Source organism: Pseudomonas brenneri, from assembly GCF_007858285.1.
Lineage (GTDB): Bacteria > Pseudomonadota > Gammaproteobacteria > Pseudomonadales > Pseudomonadaceae > Aquipseudomonas > Aquipseudomonas brenneri.
The window spans coordinates 377,746-395,424 of sequence record NZ_VFIL01000004.1; the positions used below are offsets into that span (position 1 = coordinate 377,746).

16 protein-coding genes are annotated in these 17,679 nt (G+C 62.6%); 11 read left to right on the top strand and 5 right to left on the bottom strand.

Annotation, left to right across the window (positions count from 1 at the left end):
- Positions 1 to 12: 12 nt before the first annotated feature.
- Genes FJD34_RS11040 through FJD34_RS11055 form a run of 4 tightly spaced genes read left to right on the top strand, consistent with a single transcriptional unit; the run spans position 13 to position 3,726 of the window.
- Entirely contained in the window at positions 13 to 519 is a 507-nt protein-coding gene (locus FJD34_RS11040) for an RNA polymerase sigma factor (protein ID WP_090293095.1), read from the top strand.
- On the top strand, positions 516 to 1,262 hold the full coding sequence (locus FJD34_RS11045; protein WP_090290807.1) for an anti-sigma factor family protein: 747 nt from the start codon (positions 516 to 518) through the stop codon (positions 1,260 to 1,262). Before FJD34_RS11040 ends, FJD34_RS11045 begins: the two co-directional genes overlap by 4 nt.
- Before the next feature lie 12 nt (positions 1,263 to 1,274).
- A complete protein-coding gene (gene zapE / locus FJD34_RS11050) occupies positions 1,275 to 2,387 on the top strand; it encodes a cell division protein ZapE (RefSeq protein ID WP_090290806.1) in 1,113 nt (370 codons plus the stop codon).
- Between the two features lie 34 nt (positions 2,388 to 2,421).
- Positions 2,422 to 3,726, top strand: a complete 1,305-nt coding sequence (locus FJD34_RS11055; RefSeq protein ID WP_090293093.1) for a protein kinase — start codon at positions 2,422 to 2,424, stop codon at positions 3,724 to 3,726.
- A 132-nt stretch (positions 3,727 to 3,858) separates the two neighbouring features.
- On the opposite strand, the gene FJD34_RS11060 is transcribed toward FJD34_RS11055, so the two are convergent.
- Positions 3,859 to 4,566 (bottom strand): YebC/PmpR family DNA-binding transcriptional regulator, encoded by a 708-nt coding sequence (locus FJD34_RS11060; protein ID WP_032860264.1) that lies wholly within the window; start codon positions 4,564 to 4,566, stop codon positions 3,859 to 3,861.
- Positions 4,567 to 4,684: 118 nt separating this feature from the next.
- Complete coding sequence (locus tag FJD34_RS11065; protein WP_032860265.1) at positions 4,685 to 6,010, bottom strand: MFS transporter; 1,326 nt, start codon at positions 6,008 to 6,010, stop codon at positions 4,685 to 4,687.
- Between the two features lie 266 nt (positions 6,011 to 6,276).
- On the opposite strand from FJD34_RS11065, the gene FJD34_RS11070 reads away from it, so the two are divergent.
- A complete protein-coding gene (locus tag FJD34_RS11070) occupies positions 6,277 to 7,152 on the top strand; it encodes a LysR substrate-binding domain-containing protein (protein WP_090290805.1) in 876 nt (291 codons plus the stop codon).
- A gap of 118 nt (positions 7,153 to 7,270) precedes the next feature.
- On the opposite strand, the gene FJD34_RS11075 is transcribed toward FJD34_RS11070, so the two are convergent.
- A complete protein-coding gene (locus tag FJD34_RS11075; RefSeq protein ID WP_090290804.1) occupies positions 7,271 to 8,131 on the bottom strand; it encodes a LysR substrate-binding domain-containing protein in 861 nt (286 codons plus the stop codon).
- Between the two features lie 112 nt (positions 8,132 to 8,243).
- On the opposite strand from FJD34_RS11075, the gene FJD34_RS11080 reads away from it, so the two are divergent.
- From FJD34_RS11080 to FJD34_RS11090, 3 genes are all read left to right on the top strand, one after another.
- Positions 8,244 to 9,368 carry a 2-aminoethylphosphonate--pyruvate transaminase gene (locus FJD34_RS11080; RefSeq protein ID WP_032860268.1) on the top strand — a complete coding sequence of 375 codons (1,125 nt, stop codon included), beginning with the start codon at positions 8,244 to 8,246 and terminating at the stop codon, positions 9,366 to 9,368.
- Positions 9,369 to 9,467: 99 nt separating this feature from the next.
- Positions 9,468 to 10,295, top strand: coding sequence for a phosphonoacetaldehyde hydrolase (gene phnX / locus FJD34_RS11085; RefSeq protein WP_032860269.1), 828 nt, complete (start codon positions 9,468 to 9,470; stop codon positions 10,293 to 10,295).
- A gap of 114 nt (positions 10,296 to 10,409) precedes the next feature.
- A complete protein-coding gene (locus tag FJD34_RS11090; RefSeq protein ID WP_090290803.1) occupies positions 10,410 to 10,955 on the top strand; it encodes a cytochrome b in 546 nt (181 codons plus the stop codon).
- Here FJD34_RS11090 and FJD34_RS11095 read toward each other — a convergent pair.
- Together FJD34_RS11095 and FJD34_RS11100 are read right to left on the bottom strand one after the other, a co-directional pair.
- Positions 10,952 to 11,842 (bottom strand): 1-aminocyclopropane-1-carboxylate deaminase/D-cysteine desulfhydrase, encoded by an 891-nt coding sequence (locus FJD34_RS11095; protein ID WP_065943658.1) that lies wholly within the window; start codon positions 11,840 to 11,842, stop codon positions 10,952 to 10,954. The two genes, FJD34_RS11090 and FJD34_RS11095, sit on opposite strands and share 4 nt — an antisense overlap.
- A gap of 57 nt (positions 11,843 to 11,899) precedes the next feature.
- Positions 11,900 to 13,939 (bottom strand): NADPH-dependent 2,4-dienoyl-CoA reductase, encoded by a 2,040-nt coding sequence (locus FJD34_RS11100; RefSeq protein WP_065943657.1) that lies wholly within the window; start codon positions 13,937 to 13,939, stop codon positions 11,900 to 11,902.
- A gap of 210 nt (positions 13,940 to 14,149) precedes the next feature.
- Here FJD34_RS11100 and FJD34_RS11105 point away from each other — a divergent pair, with 210 nt between their 5' ends.
- The 3 genes from FJD34_RS11105 (at position 14,150) to FJD34_RS11115 (ending at position 17,678) form a co-directional block, all read left to right on the top strand.
- Entirely contained in the window at positions 14,150 to 15,280 is a 1,131-nt protein-coding gene (locus FJD34_RS11105; RefSeq protein ID WP_032860273.1) for a carbon-nitrogen hydrolase family protein, read from the top strand.
- Between the two features lie 4 nt (positions 15,281 to 15,284).
- Positions 15,285 to 16,325, top strand: a complete 1,041-nt coding sequence (locus tag FJD34_RS11110; protein ID WP_065943655.1) for an AraC family transcriptional regulator — start codon at positions 15,285 to 15,287, stop codon at positions 16,323 to 16,325.
- A 300-nt stretch (positions 16,326 to 16,625) separates the two neighbouring features.
- On the top strand, positions 16,626 to 17,678 hold the full coding sequence (locus FJD34_RS11115) for a transketolase-like TK C-terminal-containing protein (protein ID WP_050593349.1): 1,053 nt from the start codon (positions 16,626 to 16,628) through the stop codon (positions 17,676 to 17,678).
- Position 17,679: the final 1 nt, after the last annotated feature.

Genomic DNA, 17,679 nt, shown 5'->3' on the forward strand with positions numbered 1-17,679 from the left:
ACGCAGGCCCCCATGCACGAACTCGACGAACAGTTGCGTGAACTCCTTCCCAGGCTGCGGCGCTTTGCCCTGTCCCTGACGCGCAACCCCAGCAGCGCCGATGATCTGGTGCAGGCCAGCCTGGAGCGCGCCATCGTCAGTTGGCGTGACAGGCGCGTCGACGGTGATTTACGCGCCTGGTTGTTCTCGATCCTCTACCGGCAGTTTCTCGACGCGCACCGGCGTTCGCGACGCTATGCACGGATGCTGGAGTTCTTTACCGGGCGCGATGACGCGCAACCCTCGGTCGAACGCGAGGTGATCGCCCAGTCGACCCTGCAAGCTTTCGACCAGTTGACCGGCGAGCAGCGCGCCCTGCTGCTGTGGGTCTCGGTGGAAGGCTTGAGCTACAAGGAAGTCGCCCATATCCTCGACGTGCCCATCGGCACCGTGATGTCACGCCTGTCCCGCGCCCGCCAGGCCTTGCGCCAGCTCAGCGACGGCGACATCAACCGCCCCTCCCTGCGGATACTCAAATGATCAGCCTGCCCCCCAACGAACGCGACCTGCACGCTTACGTCGACCACCAACTCTCGGAGGTGGACCGACGCCAATTGGAGATCTGGCTCGCCGCCCACCCCGAGGTCGCGGCCCAGGTCCACGCCTGGCAACAGGATGCCCAGCACCTGCGCGCGGCCCTCGGCGCTGCGCCAGCGGCTAATCCGCAGTTGGATCCGGCACTGATTCGCCAGCGTCTCAAGCACCAGTCGCGCCGCCAACTGGCCACTGCCGCCATGCTGGTGCTCGCCGTCAGCCTGGGCGGCCTGGGTGGCTGGCAAGCACGGCAGGCAACCCTTGTGGCCACGGCACTGCCGATGACCGACGCCATGCAGGCCTATCGCCTGTTCGCCCAGGAGCGGATCATGCCCGCCGATTACCAGGTGCAAGGCAGCGGCGATATGCAAGCCTGGCTCGACCGTTACTTCACCCAGGCCCATCGCCTGCCAGACCTGAGCCAGGCCGGTTTCAACCCGGTCAGCGGGCGCCTGCTCACCACTGATCAAGGCGCAGCGGCGATGGTGCTCTACGAGAACCCGCAGGGCCGGCGCATCAGTTTCTACATTCGCCCGCCGGGCCCGCAGAACACCTTGCTGCCACCGGGCAGTCGCAATGCCGACGGGCTCCAGGCCCAGTACTGGTCCAGCCCCGGCTACAACTATGCGATGGTCAGCCAAGAGGACGAGCCGACCACCCCATTGCTCAAGCAGACCACAAGGTTCTAGGACGCCAACGCCATGCCTTTTCGAGATAGCCGCCCCCGTCGCCTGCCCTTGTTCAAACGGCTGCTGGGCAAAACAACCACCACCGATAATGCCCCAGCCATTCAGCGGTTCTTTGAAGACAAGGCCCGGCAACAGGGCTACACCCTCAGCCCCAGCCAATGGCAGGTGATCGCGGCCATGACCCGGCAAACCGCGCACTTGCAGGCCCGGCGTCCGACCCGCAGCTTGTACCTGCACGGGGCCGTCGGCCGGGGCAAAAGCTGGTTGCTCGACGGGTTTTTCCAGGCCTTGCCGTGCCCGGACAAACAGCGGGTGCATTTCCACGACTTTTTCGCCCGCCTGCACCGAGGCATGTTTGCTCACCGCCAGCAGGCCGACGCCCTGGCCGCTACCCTGGATCAATTGCTCGACGGTTGCCGGGTGCTGTGTTTCGACGAATTCCATGTGCATGACATCGGCGATGCGATGTTGATCACCCGTCTGTTCAAGGCGTTGTTCCAACGGGGCATCCTGGTGCTGCTCACCTCCAATTACCCGCCACAGGGCTTGCTGCCCAACCCGCTGTATCACCAGCGCTTCAAGCCGGTGATCGACTTGATCGGCGCACGCATGGACGTCATGCAAGTCAGCGCGCCCCACGACTATCGAGGCTTGGCACAGAACCATCGGCAACAGCGCTTCACCCATGGCCTGTACGTTTGGCCCGGCACCCCGGCCCAACGCAGTGAGCGGGGGCTGCCCGACACCGATGGCCCGCCCCTGGCCCTGGCAGTGGGAGCACGACAACTGCAGGTCCGCTGGCATCAGGCGCGCACCCTGGGCGCCACCTTCAACGACCTGTGTGAACAACCCACTGCCGTGATGGATTACCTGCTGCTGTGCGAGGACTTCGACCACTGGATCATCGACGGCCTGCCCCGGCTGGACGACTGCCCGATTGCCGTGCAACAACGGTTTATCAACCTGATCGACGTGCTGTACGACCAGGACAAGCACCTGACACTGCTGGGCCAACAGCCACTGGACGATGCCCTGGAGGGCCAGGCGATCGACTTGGCGCGCACCCGCAGCCGCCTGGGCCAGTTGCAACAAATCAGCTCGATCGCGCCCAAGCCGTTATCATGAGCGCCTTTGCCTTTGTCGAGTGACGCTGCTGTTCATGGATACCCTTGCCCAACTCAAGGCTGGCCAACTGGCTGGCATCAAGCGCCTGGACCTGTCCTGTGGCCTGACGCAGTTCCCCCGGGAAATCTTCGACCTGGCCGACTCCCTGGAAATCCTCAACCTCAGTGGCAATGCCCTGAGCAGCCTGCCCGACGATCTGCACCGCCTGCCCCACCTGCGCGTGCTGTTTTGCTCGGACAACGCCTTTACCGAACTGCCGGCGTGCCTGGGCCAATGCCCGCAATTGAGCATGGTTGGCTTCAAAGCCAACCAGATCGAGCATGTGCCCGCTGCCGCGCTGCCGCCGCAGCTGCGCTGGCTGATCCTTACCGACAACCACATCAGCCAGTTGCCGGACGAGCTCGGCGAGCGGCCACGCTTGCAAAAACTCATGCTGGCCGGCAACCGCCTGGAGCAACTGCCGGCGAGCCTGGCCCAGTGCCATAACCTCGAACTGCTGCGCATCGCCTCCAACCGCCTGGCGCAATTGCCGCACTGGCTGCTGACACTACCGCGCCTGACCTGGCTGGCCTATGCCGGCAACCCGGTGGAAATGGCGGTGGATGTGGCCAATGACGACGACACGCCGAATATTCCCTGGGCCGAACTGGCGCTGGCCGAAGTGCTGGGCGAAGGCGCCTCAGGTGTGATCCGCAAGGCACTCTGCAAACCTTCGAACGCGCCTGTCGCCGTCAAACTCTATAAGGGCACCATCACCAGCGACGGTTCGCCGCTGCACGAAATGCAGGCCTGTATTGCCGCCGGGCTGCACCCCAACCTGATCAGGGTGCAAGGCCGCGTGGTTGGCCACCCCGATGACCAGGCCGCACTGGTGATGGACCTGATCGAGCCGAGCTACCGCAACCTCGCCGGCCTGCCAAGCCTGGCGTCCTGCACCCGGGACATCTACGACCCCGCCACACGTTTCAGCGCCGAGGTGGCATTGCGCATAGCGCGGGGCATCGCCTCGGTGGCCGCCCACCTGCACCGGCACGGCATTACCCATGGCGACCTGTATGGCCACAATATCCTGTGCAATGCCGAGGGTGATTGCCTGCTCGGGGACTTTGGCGCGGCATCGTTCCACGCCACGGTAGACACCTTGCAAACCAGGGCGCTGCAACGCATTGAAGTGCGCGCGTTCGGGGTGTTGCTGGGGGAGTTGCTGGAGCGGATTGACAGCGGCTTGAGCGATCAACAGCGCCTGGCGCTGGAAGCACTGCGTGACCATTGCTGCCAGCCACAGGTGCTGGCACGACCGGCGTTCGCAGAGATCGAGGCGCAACTGTCCTCATTCTGAAATGCCATGCAAATGTGGGAGCGGGCTTGCTCGCGATAGCGGTGTGTCAGTCGCAGAAATATTGACTGAACCACCGCTATCGCGAGCAAGCCCGCTCCCACACAAGCCCGCCATCACCGTTCTAGACTGGGTTTAGCCCGCCAGGCCGACGAACATATCCTGCACGTCGTCATGGTTGTCCAGGCCTTCCAGGAAGGCTTCGACTTCAGCCATCTGCTCGTCGCTCAAACCAGTGACCGGGTTTTTCGAGATGTAGCCCAACTTGGCCGACAACACGGTGAAACCCTGCTCCGGCAAGGCTTTCTGTACCGCGTCCAGGTCAGTGGTCTCGGTGATGAACAGGGTCGAACCCTCTTCTTCGCCTTCTTCAAAGTCCTGGGCGCCGGCTTCGATGGCGGCCATTTCCGGATCGGCATCCGGAGTATCCGGCGAGGCCTCGATCAGCCCCACATGGTTGAAGTCCCAGGCCACGGAGCCCGAAGCCCCCAATTGCCCCTTGCGGAACGCCACGCGGATTTCCGCCACGGTACGGTTGATGTTGTCGGTCACGCATTCAACGATCAACGGCACCTGGTGCGGGGCGAACCCTTCATAGGTCACGCGATGGTACTGCACGGTTTCGCCCAGCAGGCCCGCGCCTTTCTTGATCGCACGTTCCAGGGTTTCCTTGGGCATCGAGGCTTTCTTGGCCTGCTCGACCACCAGACGCAGGTGGGCGTTGGTCGCGGTGTCTGCACCGTTGCGGGCGGCAATGGTGATCTCTTTCACCAGCTTGCCGAAGATCTTGCCCTTGGCATTGGATGCCGCTTCTTTATGTTTAACCTTCCACTGTGCGCCCATGACTCACTCTCTTGATATCCGTGGCGCCGAGACGTCTACTGGCCGGCGCTTTGGCGGCAGAGTTTATAGGGCAAAAACACTCTCTTCCACCAAAAAACCGGCCAGCGACGCAGGTGGCTCAGGTGCGCAGGGGTTTGATCGCCATGGCGCGATCCGGCACAAAGTCCCCGACTTGCGCCAATACCGCAGGCCGAGCGTTCCAGTAAGGCATCAACACCAGCGAAGAAAACAACGCGCAACCGGCAAATACGATAAACACCGTCACCGTGTCGAAGTAACCCGGCAGCAGGCCACCCAGGATCGCCCCCACCGAACCGCAGCCGTTGACGAAACCCGCCGCCGTGGCGCCAGCCTTGGCCGTGCCGAAATCGATCGCGGCGGTGCTGCTGATCATCGAGTCCGGCCCGTACAGGGTCAGGCCCATGACAAACAGCAAGGCCATCACCAGCAACACACTGCCGGTGTGCAACGCGCCCATGAACAACGCCAGTGACACCGTCAGCGCCAGCAGGCTGAGGACACAGGCCGGCATGCGCCGCGCACCGAACAGCTTGTCGGACGCCAGGCCAATCATGATCGGCCCCAGCAGCCCCGCCAGCTCGAACGCGGTGGGCACAATGGCTGCGCCGACCTTGCCCACCGACGGCATCTGCTCGTAGACAATTACCGGGCCCCACAACAGGATCGCGTAACGCGCCGGCTTCAACAGGAAATACGCCAGGCCCAGGGTCAGTACCGTGCGGTTGCGCAAGATCTCGCGCAACGGTTCAAGAATGCTGATCTTCCTGGCTGCTGCCGCCTCTTCTGCACTCAAGGCGGGCTCCGGCTCCACGGCGGGCAAACCGACATCCTGCGGGGTGTTGCGCTGGAAGATGAAGAACAGCACCGCAACCACTGCCACCACCGCCGCGCTGGAAATAAACGCTGCGTGCCAGCTACCGATCAGGGTATAGGCCCACCACCCGGCAAACGGTGACGCCACCAGGCCGCCAAAGGCATAGCAGGAACTCCACAGCCCCAGCACCCGCCCACGCTGCTGCGCCGGGAAGAAACTGCCAAGGTTCTTGCACAGGCCCGACCAGCCGGTGGACTGCGCCAGCCCCTGGATCAGCATGCAACTGATAAAGATCGGCAACGTGGCAAAGGTGCCCATCACCAACGCGGCCAACGCGGAAATCACCAGGCCACCGAGCACTACCACCCGTGGCCCGAAACGGTCGGCCAGCATGCCCCAGGTGAACTGGCCGACGGCGTACGCCGCCAGGTACAGGCCATCGAGGTTGGCCATCATCATCTTGTCCAGCGGGAAGTTCGGGTCGTCGACAATGCCGAGCTTGGCCACGGAAAACGCTTTGCGGGTGAAATAGAAGGCGGCATAAGCCAGCCAGGTGATGGCGAAAATCTGCACGCGCCAACGCTTGATGCTACCCATAGGGATATTCATGGTGGTTCTGACCTCAGGTGTGAGTGTGCCGGCAGAATCGAGAAGCAATTGCCTGTGTTTTTATTGTTTTGCACTGCAGTACCGGGTCGCAGGGCGCCAGGTACTGGTCAGATGAGTCCTGCAAGGTTGCACGCAACGACCCATGATCGCCGAAGTTGTAGGACTCAACCTACGGCGACTGAGGGCTATCAAAGCAATGGCTGACTAATAGGTAAAATCGATTTATCGTATTTCAAATATAAGCTCAGCTTGTAAGAGGTCGTGCCATGTCGGTTTCCCACGCGCAACTCAAAGCCTTCCATGCCGTTGCCGTCCACGGCAGCTTTACCCTGGCAGCCGAGCGGCTGTTCCTCACCCAGCCGGCCATTTCCGACCAGGTGCGCAAGCTCGAAGAGCGCTTCGGTGTGCTGTTGTTCCATCGTAACAAACGCTCCGTGCGCCTGACCGACCTGGGCGAGCGCCTGCTGAGTATCACCCAGCGCCTGTTTGTGATCGCCGCCGAGGCCGAGGAACTGCTGCAAGACTCCAAGGCCTTGCAGACCGGCAGCCTGACCCTGGCCGTGGATGCGCCGGTGCATGTACTGCCGCAGATCGCGCAGTTTTGCGAACGTTATCCGGGAATCACGGTAAAGATCGAGACCGGCAACACCGATGATGCGCTGTATCGCCTGTACAACTATCAGGCTGACCTGGCGCTGGTGGGGCGCGACGTTGACGATGAGCGCCTGCTCTCGATCCCGCTGCGCGATGACCCGATGCTGGCCTTTGTTGCACGCAACCACCCGTGGGCCGGGCGTGAATTCATCGAACTGGCGGACTTGGATGACACACCTCTGGTCCTGCGGGAAACCGGCTCGGTAACCCGTCAGACCCTGGAGCGGGAGATGCACCAGGCCGGGCTGCGGATTCGCCCGGCGATCCAGGTAGAAGGCCGCGAGGCCGCCCGTGAAGCGGTGGTGGTGGGGATTGGCGTGGGCGTGGTCTCGGCGTCGGAGTTTGGTGCGGACTCACGGGTGTATGCCATGCCGATTCGCGATTGCACCCAGCGCATGAAGGAAACGCTGGTGTGCCTCAAAGAACAGAGCTCGCGACGGGTGGTGGCGACCTTTCTGGAGATTGTCCGCGAGAGCCTCGATACCTGAGCGAACGCAATACTCAAAGCAGCAAAGATCAAATGTGGGAGCGGGCTTGCTCGCTCCCACAGGGGATCTGCGCTTAATTGATGGCCCCCCCCTCGCCACAGAGTCTGATCAACACCCATCAACTGGAGGCCAGTTCGAAAAACGCCTGAATCAAGCGCAACTCCCGGCGCCGCTCCATGCAGCCGAGCATATGCTGGTTCAGCAAGCCCTCGCCCTGGATTGGAATCGCGTGCACCCGCGGGTCACGGCTGACTTCTACCGACGACACCACGCCCACCCCCAACTCGGCGGCCACCGCTTCCGTCACCGCCTCACGGCTGTCCAGTTCCAGCAGCACCCGGGGATTGACGCCAGCCTCGGCACAGGCGTCGTCGAAAGTCCGACGCGTAATGGAACTGGGCTCACGCAGCACCATGATCACCTGGTCCAGTTGCTCCAGGCGGATACCGGCCGGGTCTGCCAGCCATGGGTGGCCGGCGGGCACCAGCGCGCAGATCCGTGACTCGCTCAACGGCTGCAAATGCAAACCCTTGCGCGGTTCAACCTCAGTCAACACCGCCACATCCGCATGCTCGGACAGCAGCGCGGCCAGGGTTTCCTGGGCATTGCCCAAACGCAGGTTGACGGTAATCCCCGGGTAGCGCGCACGCAGGCGCGCCAGCATCGGCATGACCATGTGTGGCCCATCCGCCGCCACTTCCAGGCGCCCAGTCAGCAGTTGCCGGTTGGCTTCAAGCAGCGTCTGCGCTTCATCCACCTGGCCGAAGATACTGCGGGTGATGGCCGCGAGCTTGATCCCCTCTTCCGTCAACTCGACCCGCCGCGCGGTACGCCGCAGCAGAGTGATCTGGTAGTGCTCTTCCAGCGCCTTGATATGCCCGGTCACGGCGGGCTGGCTGATAAACAGGCGCGCGGCGGCCCGGGTAAAACTGCCGTCCCGGGCCACGGCGTCAAACGCACGGAGTTGGAAAAGATTCATAGCTATCGGCCTCACTGATGGCTGGCATAACAACAAACAATTTGATTGATGACAAGCCAAACTGCAATTTATGTCCCGTAGCTTCATCCCACTGCTTTGCGAGGACATGAGAATGAGTACTGCCGCGCCGATCCTGCTCACACCTGGGCCCCTGACCACGTCCGCCCGCACCCGCCAGGCGATGATGGTTGACTGGGGTTCGTGGGATGACCGCTTCAACCAACTGACCGCCAGCCTCTGCGAGCAACTGCTGGCGATCATCAACGGTGGCGACAGCCATCACTGCGTGCCCTTGCAGGGCAGCGGCACCTTTGCCGTCGAAGCCGCGATCGGCACCCTGGTGCCACGGGATGGCAAGGTGCTGGTGCTGATCAACGGTGCCTACGGCAAGCGCCTGGCGAAGATCTGCGAAGTGCTCGGCCGCCCGTTCAGCACCTTCGAAACCGCTGAAGACCAGCCCACCACCGCCGCTGATGTGGATCGGCTGTTGCAGGCTGACAGCAGCATCACCCATGTCGCGCTGATCCACTGCGAAACCAGCACCGGTATTCTCAACCCGCTGCCGGAGATCGCCCAGGTCATCCAGCGCCACGGCAAGCGCCTGATCATCGACGCCATGAGTTCCTTTGGCGCGCTGCCCATCGACGCCGCCCAAGTGCCGTTTGACGCCCTGATCGCCGCCTCCGGCAAATGCCTGGAAGGCGTACCGGGCATGGGTTTTGTCTTTGCCAAAAAAGACGCACTGGCCGCCGCCCAGGGCAACTGCCATTCCCTGGCCATGGATCTGTTCGACCAGCACGCCTACATGGCCAAGACCGGCCAATGGCGCTTTACCCCGCCGACCCACGTGGTGGCGGCGCTGCATGAAGCACTGCTGCAATACAACGAAGAAGGCGGCCTGCCGGCCCGCCACCAGCGCTATGCAGACAACTGCCAGACGCTGTTGGACGGCATGGCCGAACTGGGCCTGCGCAGCTTCCTGCCCGCCGCGATCCAGGCGCCGATCATCGTTACGTTCCACGCGCCGAACGATCCGCGCTACCAGTTCAAGGACTTCTACGAGCGGGTCAAGGCCAAGGGGTTCATTTTGTATCCGGGCAAATTGACCCAGGTCGAAACCTTCCGCGTCGGCTGCATCGGTCACGTCAACCAGGCCGAGATGCAAGCAGCGGTGGCGGCGATTGCCCAGGCGCTGCAAGAGATGTGTGGGAGCGAGCTTGCTCGCGAAGTGGGTTAACGATAACGCGGGCGGCCTGCTTCACAGCGGCGCCCTCAGGTTTTTCGCGAGCAAGCTCGCTCCTACAAAAAACGCCACATTAGCCATAGGATTTGCACCATGAACTATCAGAACCCCAACACCCTGCAAGCCGCCATCCTTGACTGGGCCGGCACCGTGGTCGACTTCGGCTCGTTCGCCCCCACGCAGATTTTTGTCGAGGCCTTCGCCGAATTCGACGTGCAGGTGTCCATCGAAGAAGCCCGTGGCCCGATGGGCATGGGCAAGTGGGACCACATCCGCACCCTGTGTGATCAGCCGCAAGTGGCCGAGCGCTATCGCAAGGCCTTCGGCCGCACGCCGACCGACGCTGACGTGACCGCCATCTACGAGCGCTTCATGCCGCTGCAGATCGAGAAGATCGCCGAACACTCGGCGCTGATTCCCGGTGCCCTGGAGACCATCGCCGCACTGCGTGCGCAAGGGATCAAGATTGGCTCCTGCTCCGGCTACCCCAAGCAAGTGATGGACAAGGTGGTCGAACTGGCCGCCACCAACGGCTATATCGCCGACCACGTGGTGGCCACCGACGAAGTGCCCAATGGCCGCCCTTGGCCGGCCCAGGCCCTGGCCAATGTGATTGCCCTGGGTATCGATGACGTGGCCGCCTGCGTGAAGATCGACGACACCGTGCCGGGCATCCTCGAAGGCCGCCGCGCCGGGATGTGGACCGTGGCGCTGACCTGCTCGGGCAACGCCCTGGGCCTGACCTACGAGCAGTTCCGCGCCCTCGACCCTGCAACGCTGGCCAGCGAACGCAAGCGTATCGAAACGCTGTTTGCCGGCTCGCGCCCGCACTACCTGATCGACACCATCACCGACCTGCCCGGCGTGATCGCCGACATCAATCAGCGCCTGGCCCGCGGTGAAATGCCGCAAGGCATCTGATAGAGGTCAATACATCGCCCCTCACTCGGGCAAACCTTGCATAACAGGGTTAGGCTGAAGGGACTTCGTCGCCAAAGAACGGAGGTTTGCCCCTGATGAGTGAGGAAAGACGCGATGCCGTGGAAAAACAGTGAGTCCCGTTACAGTACGATGTCCATCGCCCTGCACTGGCTGATGCTGGTGCTGCTGGTCGCGGTCTACGCCACCATTGAATTTCGCGGGATTTTCCCCAAAGGCAGTGGCGGACGCACGTTAATCAAGGAACTGCACTTCATGTTCGGCCTGACCGTGTTCGTACTGGTCTGGCTGCGCCTGTTTGCCCGCAGCCTTGGCGTGGCGCCGAAGATTTTGCCGGCACCGCCGCAATGGCAAACCTTGCTGGCGACCCTGATGCACGTGGCGTTGTATATGTTCATGATCGGCATGCCGATCTTCGGCTGGCTGATCGTCAGTGCCGAAGGGCATTCGGTGTGGTTCTACGGGCTTGAGTTGCCACCGTTGATCGGCGAGAACAAAGACCTGGCCAAGCAGATCGAAGGCTGGCACGTGCTGGGCGGCACCATCGGTTACTGGTTGATCGGCCTGCACGCAGCTGCTGGCCTGTATCACCACTACTTCATGCGCGATAACACCGTGTTGCGCATGTTGCCCAAGCGTTAGTCCGCAAAACCCCGGCGGCCTTGCAGGCCGCCGGTGTGCACAAAGATCAAGCGAATGCCGGGGGCAAAGCGCCCGGCTTCGATCTGCTGCTTGAGCGCCAGCAGTGCCTTGCCGGTGTACAGCGGTTCCAGCAGCATGCCGCTGGCCTGTTCGGTAGTGGCGATAAACTCAAGCAATGGCTGATCGACCTTGGCAAAGCCGCCACGGCTGGCATCCAGCAGTTCATACCCGCCCTGCACGATGGCCTGCACGTTCTGCGCGACGCCATGATCATCCGGCACCGCCAGTGCCCCATACACAGGATGGGCACCCGCCTCCGCCAGCACCAACCCAGCCAGTGTGGTGCCCGTGCCAGCCGCCAACCACCAGGCGTCGTAATCGGCCCAACCCAAGGTGTGCAACTGTCGTCGGGCTTGCTCGACCAACACTCCGCAGCCCAGCGCCCCAGCCAATGCGCCGCCGCCTTCAGGCACGGGATGCAGACGCGGGTAGCGCTCACACCAAGGCAACCAAAAGTCCGGTGCATGGCGCGCGCGGTAGCCGCCGTAACCCAGCCAGTGCAGTTGCATGCCCAAAGCTTGCAGATCGAGGACCGTCGGAGTGTCTTGGGGATGCCCGCGCAACAGGCCGACAGTGGCAAAACCGAAGCGTTTGCCGGCTGCCGCCAGGGCGTGCAAGTGATTGGAGTAGGCCCCGCCCAGGCTGATGATGCCCGTGGCGCCAGCCTGTTGCGCCTGGGCCAGGTGCTCGGTGAGCTTGAACCACTTGTTGCCGCTGATCAGCGGGTCGATGCGGTCCAGGCGCAGCACGGCCACCTCGACCCCGTTCAGCCAATCCAGCTGCAAGGGTTCAAGGGGAGCCTGGGGAAGCCAATCGAAAGGACCCATCAGGGCATGTCTGCATGAAAAAAGGGGCGGTAGTCTAACACCGCCCCTTCCCGGGTCTTACAGCTCGGCGGCGAGACGCGAGCCCTGGTTGATGGCGCGCTTGGCGTCCAGCTCGGCGGCCACATCGGCACCGCCGATCAGGTGCACGTTCTGGCCTGCGGCGACCAGGCCGTCCTGCAGTTCGCGCAGCGGGTCTTGGCCGGCGCAGATGACGATGTTGTCCACCGCCAGCACCTGGGGTTCGCCCTCGGCGCCGATACGGACATGCAGGCCCTGATCGTCGATCTTCAGGTACTCGACGCTATTGAGCATCTGCACCTGCTTGTTCTTCAGGCCCGTGCGGTGGATCCAGCCAGTGGTCTTGCCCAGGCCATCGCCGACCTTGGAAGCCTTGCGCTGCAACAGGAATACTTCACGGGCCGGGGCATGGGGCTGGGGCTTGATGCCGGCCACACCGCCGCGTGCTTCAAGGTGGGTGTCGATGCCCCACTCTTTCCAGAACGCTTCGCGGTCCAGGCTGGTGGACACGCCCTGATGCACGAGGAACTCCGAAACGTCAAAGCCGATACCGCCGGCACCGATCACCGCCACGCGCTGGCCGACCGGTTTGCGCTGCAGGAGCACGTCCAGGTAACTGAGCACCTTGGCGTTTTCCACGCCGGGGATTGCCGGGGTACGGGGCGCGATACCCGTGGCGAGAATGATCTCGTCGTAACCGCCGGCCGCCAGTTGCGCCACATCTACCCGGGTGTTGAGGCACAGTTCGACATGGGTGGTCTGCAACTTGCGCTTGAAGTAACGCAGGGTTTCGAAAAACTCTTCCTTGCCCGGCACGCGCTTGGCCACGTTGAACTGGCCGCCGATCTCGCTGGCCGAATCAAACAGCGTCACTTGATGGCCACGCTCGGCGGCGACGGTAGCGGCTGCCAGACCGGCAGGGCCGGCACCCACCACGGCGATCTTCTTGACCTGGGTGACCGGCACATAGTTGAGCTCGGTCTCGTAGCAGGCGCGCGGGTTGACCAGGCAGGTGGTCAATTTGCCACCGAAGGTGTGGTCCAGGCAGGCCTGGTTGCAGCCGATGCAGGTGTTGATTTCGTCGGCACGGCCAGCGGCGGCCTTGTTGACGAACTCCGGGTCGGCGAGGAAAGGACGGGCCATGGACACCATGTCGGCATCGCCCTCGGCGAGGATCTGCTCGGCCACTTCCGGGGTGTTGATACGGTTGGTGGTGATCAACGGGATCTGCACCGCGCCACGCAGCTTGGCCGTGACTTTGCTGAATGCTCCGCGCGGTACTTTGGTGGCGATGGTCGGAATACGCGCTTCATGCCAGCCGATGCCGGTGTTGATAATCGTCGCGCCCGCCTGCTCGATGGCCTTGGCCAGTTGCACGATTTCTTCCCAGGTGCTGCCGCCTTCCACCAGGTCGAGCATCGACAGGCGGAAGATAATGATGAAGTTCGGCCCCACGGCTTCGCGCACCCGACGCACGATTTCCACCGGCAGGCGCATGCGGTTTTCGTAGGCACCGCCCCAGCGATCGGTACGATGGTTGGTGTGGGCGGCGAGGAACTGGTTAATGAAATAACCTTCCGAGCCCATGATTTCCACACCGTCGTACTCGGCGACCTGGGCCAGTACCGAGCACGTCACAAAGTCGCTGATCTGCTTTTCGATGCCTTCCTCGTCCAGCTCCTTGGGCTTGAACGGGTTGATCGGCGCCTGGATCGCGCTTGGCGCGACTTGTTTGGGGCTGTAGGCATAACGCCCGGCATGGAGGATCTGCATGCAAATCTTGCCACCCGCCTCGTGCACCGCCTGGGTGACGATCTTGTGCTTGAGCGCCTCGGCTTCGGTGGTCAGCTTGGCGGCCCCGGAATACACCCCGCCCTCATCGTTCGGGCCAATGCCGCCGGTGACCATCAGGCCCACACCGCCACGGGCACGCTCGGCGAAATAAGCAGCCATGCGTTCGAAGCCGCCGGGCTTTTCTTCAAGGCCGGTGTGCATCGAACCCATCAAGGTGCGATTGCGCAAGGTAGTAAAACCCAGGTCCAACGGGGCCAGCAGGTGCGGGTAGGCAGCAGCGGTCATGGTACAGCTCCACAACGGATCATCACGGGACGTGGCAGGCTCGAATGGCAGACCATCGGTTTATGACCCACAGACTAAGAGCCATACCCTTGGCGCTCAATGACTGAAACTGACAAGTTATTGATCCAAATGTGCAGCGCCCCTTGGCAAGCGTGACAACGCGCCCTACCCTAGGGGCGAACCCTGCACACGGCCTGTTGTCTGTTCTCCATGCGTAAATTACTTGCCTTGACCCTCACCATGGCCCTGGTCGCCGCCGTTTCCGCCTATCTGGTCTGGACCCAGGAGCGCCCCGTGGGGCATTACCTGTCGGACCTGCGGATCAACCTGGCCGTCAACCAGGGTACGCCCGCCGATCACGGCAACCTGCTGGGCATCCAGCCAGAACTGTTCCCCGCTGACTACCAGAGCCTGGAGCGCTTGCACCTCAAGCTCTCGGCGTACCTGCGCAACGCCCGGGACATGGGCCTGCTCAACGACAAAACCATCGTGGTCCTGCCGGAACATGTCGGCACCTGGTTGATGGTCAGTGGCGAAAAAAACGAGCTGTACCAAGCCACCAGCCTTAAAGAGGCGATGAACTGGCTATCAGCAAGCAACCCATTGCTGTTCCTGCGCGCACTGATCAGTGCCCAGGGCGACAACCGCCTGGACGACGCCTACCTGCGCATGAAGGCCCCGGCCATGGCCCGCGATTACCAGGTGCTGTTTGGCGGCCTGGCCAAGGAGTTCGGGGTGACGCTGGTGGCCGGCTCCATCGCCCTGCCCAACCCGAGCGTCAGCCAGGGCCAATTGCAGGTTGGCCATGGTGCGCTGTACAACACCAGCCTGGTATTCGACCGCGATGGCCTGCCCCTGGGCCAGCCCCAACGCCAGCTCTACCCGATCTTTGATGAGCGCGGCTTTATCGCGCCGGGTGACGAAGGCGTGGTCAATGTCATCGACACCCCGGCCGGGCGCCTGGGCATCCTGATCGGCAGCGACAGCTGGTACCCGGACAACTACCGCAAGCTCAACGAACAAGGCGCGCAATTGGTCGCGGTGCCGGCGTTGGTGATTGGCCGGGATACCTGGGACAAGCCGTGGCGCGGTTTCAAGAGCGTATCCACGCCACCGGAAGTCAGCCTCAAGCCCGAAGAACTCAGCGAAGGCCAAGCCTGGCATCGCCTGAGCCTGATCAGCCAGGCGCCGATCAGCCTGGCCGGCGCGGGCATCAGCGTGTTCATGCGTGGCCAATTCTGGGACCAGGGCACCAGCGGCCAGAGCTTTCTCAGCGCCCAGGGCCAGGTCTTCGCCGATGGCAACGCGCGTGGTGCGCGCTTGCTGAACGTGTGGCTATAAGCCCATGAAACCGGCACCGATGCGCCTCGGGGATTTATCGGTGGGCATCGTGCATACCGTAGCCGATGCCATCCTCAGCCATGGCCTGGACCCGCAGCCGCTGCTGTTGCAATACGGCCTCGACCCGGCACGCCTGAGCGAACCCGGTGCGCGCCTGTCGATCCCCCGCTACATGCGCCTGGGCCATGCGGCCATCCAGTTGACCAACGATCCCGGCCTGGGCCTGCGCATGGGCCAATTCAGTCGCATGAATCAGCTCGGCCTGGCCGGTGTCACCGCCGCCCAGGCCCCCACCGTGCGCGAAGCCGCGCGCACCCTGACGCGCTTCGAGGCACTGTACGGTGCCAATTACCGTGGCCAATCCAGCTTTCATGAGGACGCCCAAGGCGCCTGGTTGCGCTTCTATTCCATCAGCCCGTACAACGCTTATAACCGCTTCGTGGTGGATTCGATTCTCGCCGGCTGGCTGCATCAGATGGCGACCTTGTGCCAGCAGCCGGTGCTGGCCGAGCGGATCGAAATCGAATTCGCCGCGCCAGACTACAGCGCCAGCTACAACGTGCTGGGCGATTGCCCGGTGCAGTTCGGCGCAGAACTCAATCAACTGCGCCTGAGCCAGCACAGCCTGGGCTTGCGCAACCCGCAGCACTGCCCGAGCACCTGGCACTTGTTGTTGCAACTGTGTGAAAGGGAATTGGAACAACTGACGCGCACCCGCAGCCTGCGCGAGCGCATCACCCGCTTGCTGGGGCCGATGCTCAATGGCGGCCGGGAACCCGACCTGGAAGAAGTGGCCGCGCGCCTGAAGCTGCCGACCTGGACCCTACGGCGCAAACTGGCCGAGGAAGGCACACAGTTTCGCGCGATTCTCAACGACACCCGCCGCGACCTGGCCATGACCTACATTCGCGACACGGAACTGGCGTTTGGGGAAATTGCCTATTTGCTCGGTTTTGCCTCAGCGGAAGCTTTTCAACGGGCCTTCAAGCGCTGGAACAGCCAGACCCCAGGGGAATTTCGCCGCAGTCAGCGGCATTCCGCCTGACGTCTGTCCTACAGCTCGGTGGCATCGTCGGCCGGATCCAGGGGATCGAGTTCGAATGCCTGATACTCCAACAGCTCTTCTTGATAATCGTCCATCGTCGACTCCTTGTGTAATCAAAGCAGGTGGCTTAAGTGACCCACATCACCAGCCTAAAGTGCCGTCGTGACGAAAAAAAGACAGGGTCATGACGTTCCTGAGCTTGAAGATTAAACGTAGCAGCCAGGCACGGATTTAAACAGGCAAAGTAAATGCAAATGCAATCATTGCAGTTGCAATCATTGCGCAACTTCCATTAGGGTGATGCTCTGCACCGCCAATGGGACGCGACTCTTGACTGCTAGCACTGCGCAATCCGCACAAATCTGCATCGACACCTTGAACAATCAGCAGCCGCCCCGCAGCTCGCCGCTGTATACGGTGATGGCTATGGCCAACACCCTAGAGTTCAACCCCGCGACGTGCAGGCAAGCCTGGGTCATTCGCGGCCAGTCCCACTCCAGGCGCATTGCCACCTGGCCCACCTGGTTTGCCCGTAACCGTGGGGAAAAACCGCTGTTGTACCTGCATAGCGCCACCTCATCGGCGCAGCTGTGTTCCCTCTCTCGCGGCACCGAGCAACGGGGGATTCTGTGCAACGACATCCAGACCCGTCCCGCCAGGTGGACCAGAGGCGCACACCCCTCACTCCCGCTGTGGCTGGCCAGCAATCCACATTGCACCCCCTATGATCCGGCCTCCGGCGAAGAAACCCGGGCGATAGTCCTGGCAGCCTTGCATGCGCTGTATATCGAGGGCAGGCCGGGTTTCTATTACCTGGCCCTGCATGACCAGCACGACGGGCCGGGATTGGCGCAACAAGACCGCGCGGATGCAATCAAGGGGATGTATCGGATCGGGCGCGAACCACCGGCACCTCTGCACGTGCGCCTGCTGGGTGCAGGCTACGTGTTTGCAGAAGTCGTGCATGCCGCAAGGTTGCTGGAGGAGGACTGGAACGTATCGGCGCAGCTATGGAGCTGCCCCAGCTACACCCGATTGGTGCGCGAAGCAAATGCCGCCGAGCGCTGGAACCGCCTGCATCCACTGGCAGAAAAACGCAGCAGTCACTTACGCGATTGCCTGGCGGGCAACGACAGCCCAGTGATCGCGGTCACCGGCTATCCGCAGTCCGTCGTCGACCCGCTGGCGGCCCATGTGCGTGCACGCTTTGTCGCCCTGGGTGCCGGCTCAGTCCGGCCAGCGGCACCTGACCGCTATTGGATTACCGCACTGGCTTTAAAAGCACTGGCAGAGGATGGGCTGATCGGACCACAACAGGTGGAACGGGCATTGCAGCAGTACCGCCTCAGATGAG

What these genes read in the sequence shown, in the direction of transcription:
- FJD34_RS11055 (WP_090293093.1), top strand. Translation starts at nt 2,422, where the DNA reads ATGGATACCCTTGCCCAACTCAAGGCTGGCCAACTGGCTGGCATCAAG.
- FJD34_RS11100 (WP_065943657.1), bottom strand. Translation starts at nt 13,939, where the DNA reads ATGACCGCTGCTGCCTACCCGCACCTGCTGGCCCCGTTGGACCTGGGT.
- FJD34_RS11070 (WP_090290805.1), top strand. Translation starts at nt 6,277, where the DNA reads ATGTCGGTTTCCCACGCGCAACTCAAAGCCTTCCATGCCGTTGCCGTC.
- FJD34_RS11065 (WP_032860265.1), bottom strand. Translation starts at nt 6,010, where the DNA reads ATGAATATCCCTATGGGTAGCATCAAGCGTTGGCGCGTGCAGATTTTC.
- FJD34_RS11075 (WP_090290804.1), bottom strand. Translation starts at nt 8,131, where the DNA reads ATGAATCTTTTCCAACTCCGTGCGTTTGACGCCGTGGCCCGGGACGGC.
- FJD34_RS11105 (WP_032860273.1), top strand. Translation starts at nt 14,150, where the DNA reads ATGCGTAAATTACTTGCCTTGACCCTCACCATGGCCCTGGTCGCCGCC.
- FJD34_RS11090 (WP_090290803.1), top strand. Translation starts at nt 10,410, where the DNA reads ATGCCGTGGAAAAACAGTGAGTCCCGTTACAGTACGATGTCCATCGCC.
- FJD34_RS11110 (WP_065943655.1), top strand. Translation starts at nt 15,285, where the DNA reads ATGAAACCGGCACCGATGCGCCTCGGGGATTTATCGGTGGGCATCGTG.
- FJD34_RS11095 (WP_065943658.1), bottom strand. Translation starts at nt 11,842, where the DNA reads ATGGGTCCTTTCGATTGGCTTCCCCAGGCTCCCCTTGAACCCTTGCAG.
- FJD34_RS11115 (WP_050593349.1), top strand. Translation starts at nt 16,626, where the DNA reads ATGCTCTGCACCGCCAATGGGACGCGACTCTTGACTGCTAGCACTGCG.
- FJD34_RS11080 (WP_032860268.1), top strand. Translation starts at nt 8,244, where the DNA reads ATGAGTACTGCCGCGCCGATCCTGCTCACACCTGGGCCCCTGACCACG.
- FJD34_RS11045 (WP_090290807.1), top strand. Translation starts at nt 516, where the DNA reads ATGATCAGCCTGCCCCCCAACGAACGCGACCTGCACGCTTACGTCGAC.
- zapE (WP_090290806.1), top strand. Translation starts at nt 1,275, where the DNA reads ATGCCTTTTCGAGATAGCCGCCCCCGTCGCCTGCCCTTGTTCAAACGG.
- FJD34_RS11040 (WP_090293095.1), top strand. Translation starts at nt 13, where the DNA reads ATGCACGAACTCGACGAACAGTTGCGTGAACTCCTTCCCAGGCTGCGG.
- FJD34_RS11060 (WP_032860264.1), bottom strand. Translation starts at nt 4,566, where the DNA reads ATGGGCGCACAGTGGAAGGTTAAACATAAAGAAGCGGCATCCAATGCC.
- phnX (WP_032860269.1), top strand. Translation starts at nt 9,468, where the DNA reads ATGAACTATCAGAACCCCAACACCCTGCAAGCCGCCATCCTTGACTGG.